Here is a 13,639-nt window from a genome sequence, read left to right on the forward strand (position 1 = left end):
CAGAATGAGAAAATTTCTGATAGAAGGGAATAATTTATGGATTTAGATCTTGATAAATTAAAAGAACGACAAAAAAGAATTCGTAATTTTTCTATCGTAGCGCATATCGATCATGGTAAATCAACGATTGCTGATCGAATTTTGGAAAGAACTAAGACGGTATCAAAACGTGAAATGAAAGCTCAAATCCTTGATGATATGGATTTGGAACGTGAACGTGGTATTACTATCAAGTTAAATGCGGTAGAACTTGAATATGAAGCAAAAGATGGGAAAACGTACATTTTCCATTTAATCGATACACCAGGACACGTGGACTTTTCATACGAAGTTTCACGTTCTCTAGCGGCCTGTGAGGGAGCTTTACTCGTTGTTGATGCTGCTCAAGGTGTTGAGGCCCAAACGTTAGCTAATGCCTATTTAGCGATTGATAATGATTTGGAAATTGTACCAGTTATTAATAAAATCGATTTACCTTCAGCTGAACCAGATAAGGTCAAAGAAGAAATTGAAGAAATGATTGGCATTGAAGCTGATTCTTCAATTTTGATGAGTGCTAAAACTGGTATTGGTGTTGATGAATTGTTGGAACGCATCGTTTCAGATGTTCCTGCACCCGAAGGTGATCTGGACAAACCACTGAAAGCTTTGATCTTTGATTCTGTTTATGACAGTTATCGTGGCGTTGTGTTGGACGTACGTGTCCGTGAAGGAGTTGTAAAGGTCGGAGACACGATTGAATTGATGAGCAATAAGAAGACCTTTGAAGTTACAGAAGTTGGTGTGATGTCTCCTAAGGCTGTTAAACGTGATTACCTAATGGCTGGAGATGTTGGTTATATTACAGCTGCTATCAAGACCGTTAAGGATACACAAGTTGGTGATACTGTCACATTAGCAAATAATCCAACTGATGAACCTTTAACAGGTTATCGTAAGAGTACACCAATGGTTTATGCCGGACTTTATCCAGTTGATAATGCTAAGTATGAAGATTTACATGAAGCTTTGGATAAATTACAACTAAATGACGCTGCACTTGAGTATGAGCCAGAAACATCACAAGCTTTAGGTTTTGGTTTCCGTGTTGGGTTCCTAGGCTTATTGCACATGGATGTTGTTCAAGAGCGACTAGAGCGTGATTTCAATTTGGAATTGATTACGACTTCACCATCAGTTGATTATCATGTTACAACTACTGACGGAACTGAAGTCATCGTTGATAACCCAGCTGAGTTGCCAGATGCTTCAGAAATCAAAGAAATTCGTGAACCATTTGTTAGAGCAGAAATTATGGTGCCTGAGGATTTCGTTGGTCCCGTTATGGAGCTTTGTCAACATAAACGTGGTGAATTCGTCACAATGGACTATTTGGACAAATATCGTGTTAACGTTGTTTACAAGTTGCCATTGTTGGAAATTATCTTTGATTTCTTTGATGATTTGAAATCAAGCACTAAAGGATATGCTTCATTGGATTATGATGTCGAAGATTATGAGCCAAGTGAATTGGTTAAGATGGATATCTTGCTTAATGGTGAACCAATTGATGCCTTGAGTTTCATCGTTCATAAAGATTTTGCCCAAAAACGTGGTCGTGATATCGTTGCTAAGTTGAAGGAAGTAATTCCTAGACAAATGTTTGAAATTCCGATTCAAGCAGCTGTTGGTAATAAGATTGTTGCCCGTTCGAATGTTAAGGCTTATCGGAAGGATGTTACCGCCAAACTTTATGGTGGTGATAGAACTCGTCGTGACAAGCTTTTGAACAAGCAAAAAGAAGGTAAGAAACGGATGAAGGAAATCGGTAAGGTTTCTGTTCCGCAAGAAGCTTTCATGGCTGTCTTGAACCTCAATCGTGGAAACGAAGACAGTAAATAATTTAGTTAGAGCACAATTTTAAAAGAATATGTCATTGACGTTTATAATGTAATTATTGATTACGTTATAAACGTTTTTTTGTTGGAGGAATTCTTATGGAAAAATTTGATACGATCATCATCGGTGCTGGTCCAGCAGGATTAGCGGCAGCACATAACTTGAAGGGCAATGGTCAAAAGGTAGCGATTGTGGAAAATAACCTTTGGGGTGGAACTTGTCCGAACCGTGGCTGTGATCCTAAAAAAGTGCTCTTAAGTGGAGTTGAAGCTAGAGATCGCGTAGCGCAACTGCAAGGTAAAGGCTTTGACGATGTTCCCTATGTTAATTGGAAAGAGCTAGAAGCTTTTAAAGAAACGTTCACTGATCCTGTCTCAGCAGGCAGCCGTAATGGTATTGTCAAAGCTGGTATTACAGCAGTTGATGGGCAGCCAAAGTTTGTTTCAGCAAATGAAATTGTTGTAAATGGACAAGATCATTATCAAACTGATAAATTTATCATTGCGACAGGGCAACGTCCTAGTTATTTGAATATCCCTGGCAAGCAACATTTGCTTTCAAGTACGGATTTTCTATCACTGAAGAAAATGCCTGAGGACATTACGATTATCGGTGCGGGTTACATTGCTTTTGAATTAGCAACGATTGCTAATGCAACAGGTGCCAAGGTTCACATTATTCATCACAATGACCATCCATTGAAGGAATTTAATGAAAGTTATGCTTTGGAATTAGTTAAACAACTTGAGGCTAAGGGTGTTGATTTTAACTTTAATATTGATACGCAAGCCATCGAACAACAAGCTGATGGGCAATACTTGATTAAAGCAGACAATTTTGAATTAACGACTGATTTGATTATTGGAGCAACTGGTCGAATTGCTAATGCCGATTTTTTAGATTTGGAAAAAGCCGGTGTTGAATATACGCGTCATGGTGTGAAAGTTAACAGCAAATTGCAATCAACTAATGAAAATATTTATGCCATTGGGGATGTTGTTGCAACGAAACAACCCAAATTGACACCAGTTGGTGGTTTTGAAGCTAATTATGTAACCGACCTTTTGACTGGTAAGACGGATCAAGATTTGGAATTACCTTTGATTCCAACCGTCGTTTATGGCAGCCCCAAATTAGCCAAGGTTGGTGCACAAGAAGGTGCTAAGGTAGTTGACCAAGAAGTTACAAGTTGGTTTACTTATAGCCACACTAATGATCCTAAGGCTAAAATTAGAATCGTTTTGAATGATAAATCAGAAATCACTGGGGCCACTTTGTTGAGCAACAATGCTGATAGTTTGATCAATTTGTTGACGATGGCCATTAAACGCCAGATGACGCATGCTGATGTGATTAAGGAAATTATGGCTTATCCAACAGCTGCCAGTGATTTGGAATATTTGTTTTAATTTTCAAAGATTACAAGATGAAAATGTTTTACTGTAAGTCAGTTATTGTAATTAAAATTAATATTTTAGTAATTAATCAACTAGCACAATGCGTTATATAAATTGTTGATTTAAAATTGACTGTGAGAAACTATCACAGTCTTTTTTTGAGGTGAAATTATGTATCGGCACGAACAAGTATCAACAACTGATTTACCAGTCAAATTAATCGTTCATACGGAATATCTTGAGAGTCAAAATGTCTTACGTCATTGGCATCAAGCTTTAGAAATTGATTATATTATTCGTGGGGATGCTGAGTTTGTCGTCAGTGGTCAAAAAATAACCGCCACTTCAGACGATATCATAGTTATTAATCCTAATGAAATTCATTCAGTACAACCTTTAAAAACAATGAATCATACCTTGTCGTTAACCTTTTTATTTCCATATGAATTTTTGCAACAGGAGTGGGATGCAATGGGTGATTGCTGGTTTAAAATATCCAACAATTCATTGCAAGTGAATTTATTAAAGCAAACGTTATTTAATTATTATAAAAATTCGCAAACAGACAGAGTCGAGCAAAAATTTTTGTTGAAGAGTGACATTTATTTGATTTTATATGATTTATTTCATTACTTTTTAGAAAATAAATCTAAAATGATTGATTTGCCTGCAGTTCCGACATTACACAAGTTAGCAGGTGTTATTGACTTTATTAATGAGCACAGTACAGAAGAATTATCGATGACTCAAATAGCACAGTATGTTCATTTAAGTGAAGGTTATTTATCTAGGATTTTTATGCAACAAATGGGTGTGGGTGTAATGGAATATGTCAATTTAATCCGTTTGAAAAATGCATTTGAAATATTAACTAATACTGAAAAAGATATTGAAACTATTTCGGATTCAGTGGGCTTTGCTAATGTTAAATCTTTTCGGAGACTGTTCACTAAGGTTTATCAAACAACACCTGGAAAGTATCGAAATAATCTGAAAGGTCAGTAAATGACCTAAAAATGGTTTCTTTATGGCGCCCACTGTAAACGGTTACATAATATTATTAACTTGTCATCAAGGAGAATAAGTTAAAGGAGTAACATATTATGTCAAAGGAAAAATCAAAATCGTTTATTTTTAAAATAGCGTTGTTATCAATTTCAATGTTATTAATGGCGGCCCCTAATATAGCGGCTGCCATTCCATTAATGAGTAAAACATTTATCGGGCAGTCAGCCTCAGCAATTGAAACAATTTCAACGATTCCCAACTTGGGGATTATTGCCGGAATTTTTATCAGTAGTATTTTGACTAATCTCATGGGTCAAAAAAAGACGGTTATGTTAGGATTGTCGATTGCTTTAGTGTTTGGCATCACACCAGTTTTCGTTGCTAATTATTATATTGTCTTAATATCACGGCTATTATTAGGATTTGGGATTGGACTTTTCAATTCGTTAGCTATTAGTATGATTTCGGACTTTTATGAGGGGGATGAGCTTTCAACAATGATGGGATTTCAAAATGCAGTCAATTCACTAGGAAGTTCAGTTTTGTCCTTTCTTGTTGGATATCTAATTACCTTCGGTTGGCATGCGACTTTTTGGATCTATGCGATTTCTTTGCCGATATTGATAATTTTTGGGATGGTTATTCCTAATGTTAAGACAGAGGTAAAGGAGACAACAAAGGCTTCGAAACATCAAAGTATCAATGTTCCCATCATGATAATTTCAATTTTGACCTTCTTTATCTATGTGTTTTTCATGGTCGTAACTGTAAAATTGGCGGATTTGTTAACCTATAAAAATATTGGAACAGCTAGTCAGGCAGCCACGATATTGGGTGGATTTACGATGGTTTCAATGTTGGTAGGGTTAGTTTACGGACTGATTCATAAGTTCCTGAAAAATTCAACATTGCCGTTAGGATTCTTAGTTATGACGATTGGCTTTTTGATTTTAGCAAATGCTAACACATTAACTTGGGTAACATTGGGTGTAATCATAATTGGCTTAGGTTTTGCCGTAGTTATTCCATATATTTACACTATGATAAATACTGTGGCACCAGCAGGATCAAAGAATCTAGCCTCATCGATCATGCTTATTTTTACTAATATTGGTGTCTTTTTATCGCCAACATTGATCAACTATTTGTCTGGGTTTTTAGGAAATAGTCAGCCTGATACGAATATGAAAGTTTGTTCAGTTGGTTTCGCTATTTTGTTTGTAGTTTCAACAATTGTCTTAATTTATCAAAAAGTTTCTCAAGGAGGTAAGGAAATTGTTAAATAATTTAATGAAAAAAATTAATGTTAAAAATACTGATTATCAAATGAAGTTGGTTCCGGGATTTTCAAGTGAGGGACTACTTGATCCACAGGCAAAAAAGGAATTGGAAGATTCTATTCAACAGACTGATACAGGAGATTTTGGTAGTGAAGTTAATCAAGATGTAAATGCTGCAGATATTCGTGCAACAATGGGTTGGAAAAAAGCTAATCATAAAAATAAAAATATTTTGAAAATTGAAAATACGGAACTGGACAATATTAAGGTAAGAATTTATGTTCAAGAAAAGTTAGTGGATGCGGAATTACCAGTGATTTTGTTCATGCACGGTGGTGGTTTTTTCGGTGGCAGTCTCGATAACGTTGAGTTTCCATGTCGAGAATTAGCTGATTGTGGTCAAGTCAGAGTTATTTCGATTGACTATGGATTGGCTCCAGAACATCCATATCCACAAAATTTGCTTGATTGTTATCAGGTTTTAAATTATGTGGGACAACATAAAAACCAATTGCATGTTAAGTCAATTACCGCAATGGGCGACTCAGCAGGTGGAAATTTGACTTATACGTTATCATTATTAGATCGGCAATTGGGCACAAATTATATAGATAAGGCTGTTGCTTTATATCCAGTAACATATCAAGGTAATAATGTTCAACTTAGAAAAATGTTTGATGATCCTGAGCCGATTATTGCAAATGAAATTCCCAGTGAAATTAAGACATACATCAATAATTTTAATGACAGCCAAGGACTAATTAATAGTTGGTATATCAAAGATAGTGATCCTGAAAGCATTTATATTTCCCCATTAAATGCATCAGAGGAAATGTTAAAAAAATTACCTAAAACATTGTTTATGGTTGGCGAGTTTGATCCTTTGAGATTACAGGGAGAAGCTTTCTACAATAAGGCTAAGTTAGCTGGATGTGATATTACTTATCTTCGTTATAATGGGATGATTCATGCCTTTATGGATAAAGTTGGTGATTTCGCACAGGCGGATGATGCTTTAAAAGAAACAATTAATTTTATCTGTTGCTAAAGGTTGAAAGCTAAATACGGTTTTGTTTTGGTAGTGTGCTGCCTTCAGGAATTAACGGCTTTCTTAATAGAAACGAGTAATTAGAATGAAATATATAATCTTTGTAATTGAATTACTGGCAATCACCGTTTGGCTAATATTTTTTACTAAATCAATATTAAGTGGAATACTTGGTGTAATTGTTATTATGATTATTTCGCAAATAGTGCATACTGTTTTACGAGCACGCTAAAAAGGAGAAACTCATTTGAGTTTCTCCTTTTGTGAAAACATTTTATTATTCTTCTTCGTAACCATTTAAATGCTTTGATTTGAAGTTCCAAGCATCGCTGATAACTTTTTCAACATCATCATACTTAGGTTGCCATTTAAGGATAGTTCTTGCCTTAGTTGAATCAGCAATCAAAGTACTTGGATCGCCAGGACGTCTAGGACCAATCTTAGCGGGAATTTCCTTGCCAGTAGCTTTTCTAGCGGCTTCCAAAATTTCTTTGTTTGAGAAACCATTTGAAGAACCAAGGTTAAAGACATCACTGTCGTTGTCAGCACGTAAGTATTCCATAGCTAGGCGATGTGCTTCAGCTAAATCTTCAACGTGGACATAGTCACGGACATTTGTACCATCTTTAGTATCATAGTCATCACCGAAAATGGTCAATTCGTCTCGTTGACCAGCGGCTACTTGGAGTACAACTGGAATCAAGTGCGTTTCCGGGTTGTGATCTTCACCGATTGAACCGTCTGGCTTTGCGCCACCAACATTGAAGTATCTCAAGGCAACAAACTTAATACCATAGGCAACATCACACCAGTGCATGATTTTTTCCATAGCTAGTTTGCTTTCACCATAAGGGTTAGTTGGAACGGTTGGATCTGTTTCCTTAATCGGAATCTGTTTAGGCTCACCATATGTGGCAGCAGTTGACGAGAAGACAATGTGTTTAACGCCAAAGTTATGCATCACTTGGAGTAGAGTAATCATTCCATAAGTGTTGTTATCAAAATATTTCAGAGGGTCTTTCATTGATTCAGGGACGATTGAAAAGGCCGCAAAGTGAATGACATCCGTGATGGTCTCATGTTGGAATAGTTTGATTAAAAACTCTTTGTCACGAACATCACCTTCGTAAAACTTAGCTTTTTCGTTAACAGCTTGGACGTGACCCGTTGATAGATTATCTGCTACAATTACGTCATAGCCAAGTTCACAAAGATGGTCAACAGTGTGGGAACCGATATAACCGGCACCACCTAAAACAAGAATGCTCATAAAATTACCTCCAGATTCGTTTATGGTTCTAATATCATAAGTCTATTATAGCTTATCTCTTTAAGATTAATTTTAGTAAACTTGGTAAACATTACAAGAAATTAAAGATTTAACTTTTTAAGACTAATGTTCTAAAATATAAATTATATTGTAATTAAGCATGCCGTTTCCGGTTGTGAGTGATTTTACCTGCTGTGGGACCGGTTCGAGCCAAGGTCTCGAACCTCGATTTGAACTTCGCAAAATACGCGAATTTCAAAATACGTCCAGATGTAAGGGCTAAAGCCCTAACATCACGTCACTGCTGGTTAATCACTCACAACCGGAAACTAGATTATTTCTTTCCTCCAAATTAGTTGTAAGGGTTGAAAAAGGTTGACAGATACTATGTCCTTATTTCTTATAGTCGTAGGATATTTCCCAGATTTGGGGAAGGCATTATTAAATATTTTTTGTAAATTCATGAGAATGGAATGAAAAACATGAAGAAATTCTTTTCGATTTTTGGAACTGTCCTTTTGCTTATCGTTGCGTTAGCTTTGATTTTTAATCAACCGATTAAAGAATATGCTGTTAAACGTATTTCTAATCAAAATTTAACGACTTTAACTGCTAAAAAAGCTAAAGAAAATGCTAAGAAAAAGGGTCAATTTGATTTTAACAAGGTAAAACCCATTTCAGCTAGTCAAGTTGCCAAAGCGTCTGTTAATAATGATGCAGCTGTTGTTGGTAAGATGGCTGTTCCTTCAGTCAACTTACGTTTGCCAATCGTTGTTGGTTTGAGTGATAATGCTTTATCAACTGGTGGTGGCACGATGAAGGAAAATGAAAAAATGGGTAAATCGAATTATGCATTGGCTGGTCACTACATGACAAATAAGGGTGCGTTATTCTCACCTTTGGAAAATGCTCAGATTGGTGATTTGGCATACATAACCGATATGAAACGTGTCTATACTTATAAGATTTACTTCAAAAAGATTGTACCGCCAACAGCTGTTTATTTACTAGATGATGTGAAAAATCAAAGTATTTTAACATTGATAACTTGTGCTGATGGAGGGACCAATCGTTGGGCTTTACAAGGTTCGTTGGTAAGTAGCCAACCAGCCAATAAAGGTACTTTAGCAGTCTTTGCTTAATGATTCCTTAAAAGAGTTTTGGAACGTCTCGTTTACGAAATTAAATTGTAAATGATATTTCAAGGCTTTTTTTTTCGGTTTGAAAATTGCTATAATTAACTAATTGTTAGTAGGTGATGGATTGACATTAATAAATTGGGAAAAGCGTAAGAATCCCACAAAAGAAGAAATAACTAAGTTTGCAAATGACAGAAATCTTAATCAAGTAGTGTCTGAATTACTATTAGAGCGTGATATTACTGATCCATTAAAAATTCAGACATTTTTACACAGTGATGCGACCGAATTGCAAGATCCATTTGGATTGCATGATATGGACAAAGCACTTGATTTGATTGATCAGGCAGTTGAATCGGATGCTAAAATTGCCATTTATGGTGATTATGATGCTGATGGTGTGACAAGTACTTCAATTATGAAGTTAACTTTACAAAAGTTAGGGAATAAACCTATTTTTTACATTCCAGATCGTTTTAAAGATGGCTATGGTCCTAATTTAGATCGTTATAAATTCTTAGCTGACCAAGGAATCGATTTGTTAATTACTGTTGATAATGGTGTCAGTGGGAAAGAGCAAATTAAGTATATGAAAGATCGTGGTATTAAAGTTATCGTAACTGATCACCATGATTTACCAGAGGAATTGCCTGAAGCTGATGCTATTGTGCACCCAAGTATTCCTGGATCAGAATATGTCTGTCCTTATTTATCTGGAGCTGGCGTAGCATTTAAGATTGCCGACGCTTTGTTGGGTGAAGAAGCGATGGATTTGATTGATTTGGCTGCAATTGGGACTGTCGCTGATTCTGTGGCCTTAAAGGGTGAGAATCGGGTCATTGTGACCGAGGGCCTTAAACAGATGAAGAAGAACCATCACGTCGGTTTATCGGCATTGCTTAAAAAATGTAAAGTAAAGCTATCCGATATTAATGAAGAAGACATTGGTTTTAAGATTGCTCCTCGAATCAATGCCTTAGGACGTTTGGAAAATGCTTCTTCAGGTGTTGAATTGTTGACGACTGGTGATGAATCATTTGCCAAAGAAATCGTTGATGAAACCGAAGATATTAATACGAGACGCCAAGGTTTAGTTCAATCAGCTTTTGATGATGCGCAAAGCCAAGTCAGCGCCCAAAAGGACCATGGAGTTTTAGTTTTAAAGGGTAACGATTGGCACCAAGGGGTACTTGGAATCGTTGCTAGTCGAGTGATGGATCAAGAGAACAAGCCCGTTTTAGCAACCCAATTTGATGAAAATAGTGGTGTGATGAAGGGGTCTGGCCGTAGTCCGGAAGGATTTAATCTCTTTACAGCCTTGAATAAATATAATGACTTGTTCACGGCCTTTGGGGGACATGCTCAAGCTTGTGGATTCTCAATCGAGGAGACGCAACTTGATAAATTAACCGAACTATTGCAGTCAGAGCCAGCTGAACAAGGTTTTGATCCGCAAGCACCTGTTGTGAAAGATTATGATTTAGATTTGAATATTGCTGATTTGAATATGGATTTAATTAAGCAAATCAATCAGTTGGCACCATTTGGAATGGGCAATCCGAAACCAGTTATTAAGCTTAAAAACGTTTCGTTGGCTCAATCTAAAGCAATTGGTAAAGATGGTAGTCATTTGAAGGCGATGGTAACTGACAGTAGTCGCCAAGTCGCTGCAATTGGTTTTGGGATGTTTGCTAAAGAACAAGCGACAGATACCGATATTTGTGATGTTTATGGTGAAATTGGTGTCAACGAGTGGGCTGGTCGCAAGAATTTGCAATTGATGCTAGATGATTTCCAAGTTTCACCAGAAGCTCAAAAGATTGCTGGATTGAAAAAGGTCTATTTGGACTATCGCAACAAACGTCTATCAACATCTATCATGGATCATTTTGACAATATCGTTTTCTTCAATGAAGTTTATTACGAGGCAGCTAAACGTTCGAATGTGAAAGCCAAGTTGATTCGTTATGATGAAGAGTGCGACGGTAAAAATATTTTGATCTATGATCGGCCACATAATATCGATTTATTCAAAAATTTTATTAAAGAAAATAAAACACAACATACAGCGTTATTTTTCCATACCGATTTAACGGCACGGTACTTAAAGCCCGACATGATAAAGATGAAAACGCTCTTGAAATATTTATATAGTCATCAAAATATCACGGAAAATGGGATGGATTTGGTTGCTCAGTATTTAAATTTGCAAAAAACTGACGTAGATTTTTATTTAAAAGTGTTTTTTGAGTTAAATTTTGTTAAAATAGTAAATGGCTTTGTTGAAAAAGCTGATGCTTCACAACAACGCGAATTGGCTGAATCTCCGACTTATTTGAAGAGATTGCAACGAAATGAAGTAGAAAAAATATTAATTGAATCCAACTTTGACGATCTCTTATCCTGGATGAGTGATTACGATTGCCATTGTTAGGTTGAATGGGGAATTTAAAAAAATGGATATTGATTTTAAGAAATATGTTGCTAATGTTCAAGATTTTCCAGAACCTGGTGTACTATTTCGAGATATTTCACCATTAATGGCTGATGGTAAAGCGTACGCTGCAGCAACCGATAAGATTGTTGAATATGCTAAGAGCCGTGGTGCAGAAATGATTGCCGGACCTGAGGCACGTGGTTTTATCGTGGGATGCCCAGTTGCATATAATATGGGAATTGGTTTCGCACCTGCTCGTAAGAAGGGTAAGTTACCTCGTGAAACTGTTTCGGTTTCATATGACCTTGAATATGGTCAAGCATCACTATACATGCAAAAAGATGCGATCAAACCAGGACAAAAAGTACTAGTCGTGGACGATTTGATGGCAACTGGTGGTACATTAGCTGCCACAATCAAGTTGATTGAAAAATTAGGCGGAATCGTTGTTGGGACTGCTTTCTTGATCGAATTAACTGATTTGCACGGTCGTGATAAAATAAAAGGGTATGACATGTTTACTCTAATGCAATATTAATTTAAAATAGGTCTGTAGATAAATTCTACAGACCTTAACATGGAGAGTTGGCAGAGTGGTAATGCATCGGACTCGAAATCCGACGAACCTGTTTTATAGCAGGCGCGCAGGTTCAAATCCTGTACTCTCCTTAAACATATAATTTTAGAACACTTTTAGGTGTTCTATTTTTTTGCTATATTTATAACCTCCTTAAATTTTGGCAAAAATAAATAAGCCTACTTGAGACTTAGATTTATTTTGTGGATATTATTCGGTCATCCAATCATAAGATTCATTAACGGCGTCGTCTAATTTAGTCATCTTATCATTGAAATCTAAATAGCTACCTGTTGGATATGAAACAAAGCTTCCTAGTTTTTTAATTCTTAGGTACGCTTTTTCATATCCCTTTGTATCATATTTACCAGTATCATTTGTTTTCATTTTATTTAAAGATTTTTTAAGCACATCAAGTTCATTGTTTGCATCTGAAATCTTAGCGGAATTGTAAGCAACAGCATCGGCAACAACTTCGTTAACATCGAAATCGTCTGAACTATCTGAATCGTCAATTTTATCGCCCCAATACTTGTATTCACTTGTGCCGACTTCTTCCATCTTTCCACCTGCACTTAAATATGTTCTTGTAAATTTTTCAGATGCAGACTTGAAATTGTTATCTTTTTGCTTATTAATTTTTTCAGTATTTGCTTCGTCACTGCTTATTTTAGTTGCTGATATTGAAATTGTTATTACACTTAAAGCTAAAAAGGATGCTGCAATTATCATACCTATTTTTCCAGTTTTGGTTGGACCTTGTTTTTTTATTATTTTTCCAACCAACCAAGTAATAAAAAAACCTATTACAACCAGTAAAATAAGAATAAAAGCGTATACACTAATTGTTAGTAAAGTTTCCATATTTTCCCCCATAACGATATATTTATCATTATAAGTATATCAGAAGGGATGTTTGAAATAACGCAATGATGACATTTTCTTACTACATATTCATATTTCAAAGGAATACAGAACTGTTGAATAAACATAATATAACTAGTGAATTGAATATCATTATCCATACAATACTGTATCAATAATTCGATGCCGACTTCATTAGATTCGTTTGCAGCTCTTATTTTATCCACAATTGATTGATCATACATAAAGCATTTACTTAACCTTAAAGAGAAAAAACATTACAAGATTTTTTTCGATAAAGTTTTATTATAAATGTTTAACTACAACATCAGCTTCTTCAGCAGTAAATTTCCTCCATAATCTGATGTTAATTGATCCTTGATTCCCTCTGGTGACATATTCATATCTTTTTGATATGTATTAGCACTTTTTAAAGAATTGTCATTCCAGTCAGTTTTGATATTGTCAACGGCGTATTGGGTAGCCACTGGTGAAAACTTATCAGCATATTCGAAAGTTAATTGATCGAATATGCTTTTTTAATGAATCCAAATTTTTTCTTTTGGTACCATTTTCTTTTAATTTTCTGTGTTGACTTCTCATAATAATTTTCCCGTTGTTTATTTAAATATTATATCTATTATACGGATATACGGATTTTCATAATCTATTCGGCTTTGATATATGTAAATATTTTGTCAGTAAAGAATTTTATAAATTCGCAAATTGCAAGAACAAGTT

The 13,639-nt window shown here is 35.6% G+C and carries 11 protein-coding genes and 1 tRNA gene; 9 read left to right on the forward strand and 3 right to left on the reverse strand.

The window, feature by feature from the left end:
• Positions 1-36 precede the first annotated feature (36 nt).
• The 5 genes from lepA to FD31_RS03500 all read left to right on the forward strand — a co-directional run bounded on the left by lepA (position 37) and on the right by FD31_RS03500 (position 6,611).
• The gene (gene lepA, locus FD31_RS03480; RefSeq protein ID WP_057891373.1) at positions 37-1,881 is read left to right on the forward strand and encodes a translation elongation factor 4; all 1,845 of its coding nucleotides are present in this window, start codon (positions 37-39) and stop codon (positions 1,879-1,881) included.
• A 95-nt stretch (positions 1,882-1,976) separates the two neighbouring features.
• On the forward strand, positions 1,977-3,287 hold the full coding sequence (locus tag FD31_RS03485; RefSeq protein WP_057891374.1) for a dihydrolipoyl dehydrogenase family protein: 1,311 nt from the start codon (positions 1,977-1,979) through the stop codon (positions 3,285-3,287).
• A 159-nt stretch (positions 3,288-3,446) separates the two neighbouring features.
• Positions 3,447-4,280: a helix-turn-helix domain-containing protein gene (locus FD31_RS03490; protein ID WP_057891375.1), complete on the forward strand. Its 834-nt coding sequence runs from the start codon at positions 3,447-3,449 to the stop codon at positions 4,278-4,280.
• A gap of 98 nt (positions 4,281-4,378) precedes the next feature.
• Positions 4,379-5,569, forward strand: a complete 1,191-nt coding sequence (locus FD31_RS03495) for an MFS transporter (RefSeq protein WP_057891376.1) — start codon at positions 4,379-4,381, stop codon at positions 5,567-5,569.
• Positions 5,559-6,611: an alpha/beta hydrolase gene (locus FD31_RS03500; protein WP_057891377.1), complete on the forward strand. Its 1,053-nt coding sequence runs from the start codon at positions 5,559-5,561 to the stop codon at positions 6,609-6,611. Before FD31_RS03495 ends, FD31_RS03500 begins: the two co-directional genes overlap by 11 nt.
• A gap of 277 nt (positions 6,612-6,888) precedes the next feature.
• Here FD31_RS03500 and galE read toward each other — a convergent pair whose 3' ends face one another.
• The gene (gene galE, locus FD31_RS03505) at positions 6,889-7,881 is read right to left on the reverse strand and encodes a UDP-glucose 4-epimerase GalE (RefSeq protein ID WP_057891378.1); all 993 of its coding nucleotides are present in this window, start codon (positions 7,879-7,881) and stop codon (positions 6,889-6,891) included.
• 482 nt (positions 7,882-8,363) lie between these two features.
• Here galE and FD31_RS03510 point away from each other — a divergent pair, with 482 nt between their 5' ends.
• The 4 genes from FD31_RS03510 (at position 8,364) to FD31_RS03525 (ending at position 12,126) form a co-directional block, all read left to right on the forward strand.
• Positions 8,364-9,023 (forward strand): class A sortase, encoded by a 660-nt coding sequence (locus FD31_RS03510; protein WP_083483573.1) that lies wholly within the window; start codon positions 8,364-8,366, stop codon positions 9,021-9,023.
• Positions 9,024-9,144: 121 nt separating this feature from the next.
• Positions 9,145-11,454, forward strand: a complete 2,310-nt coding sequence (recJ, locus tag FD31_RS03515) for a single-stranded-DNA-specific exonuclease RecJ (RefSeq protein WP_057891380.1) — start codon at positions 9,145-9,147, stop codon at positions 11,452-11,454.
• Positions 11,455-11,476: 22 nt separating this feature from the next.
• A complete protein-coding gene (locus FD31_RS03520; protein WP_057866798.1) occupies positions 11,477-11,995 on the forward strand; it encodes an adenine phosphoribosyltransferase in 519 nt (172 codons plus the stop codon).
• A 41-nt stretch (positions 11,996-12,036) separates the two neighbouring features.
• Positions 12,037-12,126, forward strand: a tRNA-Ser gene (locus FD31_RS03525).
• A gap of 118 nt (positions 12,127-12,244) precedes the next feature.
• On the opposite strand, the gene FD31_RS03530 is transcribed toward FD31_RS03525, so the two are convergent.
• Positions 12,245-12,898, reverse strand: a complete 654-nt coding sequence (locus tag FD31_RS03530; protein ID WP_057891381.1) for a hypothetical protein — start codon at positions 12,896-12,898, stop codon at positions 12,245-12,247.
• A 320-nt stretch (positions 12,899-13,218) separates the two neighbouring features.
• Entirely contained in the window at positions 13,219-13,386 is a 168-nt protein-coding gene (locus FD31_RS13870) for an Ltp family lipoprotein (protein ID WP_235805321.1), read from the reverse strand.
• Positions 13,387-13,639 lie beyond the last annotated feature (253 nt).

This window comes from Companilactobacillus nantensis DSM 16982 (assembly GCF_001435815.1).
GTDB classification, from domain to species: Bacteria; Bacillota; Bacilli; order Lactobacillales; family Lactobacillaceae; genus Companilactobacillus; species Companilactobacillus nantensis.

What these genes read in the sequence shown, in the direction of transcription:
- FD31_RS03495 (WP_057891376.1), top strand. Translation starts at nt 4,379, where the DNA reads ATGTCAAAGGAAAAATCAAAATCGTTTATTTTTAAAATAGCGTTGTTA.
- galE (WP_057891378.1), bottom strand. Translation starts at nt 7,881, where the DNA reads ATGAGCATTCTTGTTTTAGGTGGTGCCGGTTATATCGGTTCCCACACT.
- FD31_RS03530 (WP_057891381.1), bottom strand. Translation starts at nt 12,898, where the DNA reads ATGGAAACTTTACTAACAATTAGTGTATACGCTTTTATTCTTATTTTA.
- FD31_RS03485 (WP_057891374.1), top strand. Translation starts at nt 1,977, where the DNA reads ATGGAAAAATTTGATACGATCATCATCGGTGCTGGTCCAGCAGGATTA.
- lepA (WP_057891373.1), top strand. Translation starts at nt 37, where the DNA reads ATGGATTTAGATCTTGATAAATTAAAAGAACGACAAAAAAGAATTCGT.
- FD31_RS03510 (WP_083483573.1), top strand. Translation starts at nt 8,364, where the DNA reads ATGAAGAAATTCTTTTCGATTTTTGGAACTGTCCTTTTGCTTATCGTT.
- FD31_RS03490 (WP_057891375.1), top strand. Translation starts at nt 3,447, where the DNA reads ATGTATCGGCACGAACAAGTATCAACAACTGATTTACCAGTCAAATTA.
- FD31_RS03520 (WP_057866798.1), top strand. Translation starts at nt 11,477, where the DNA reads ATGGATATTGATTTTAAGAAATATGTTGCTAATGTTCAAGATTTTCCA.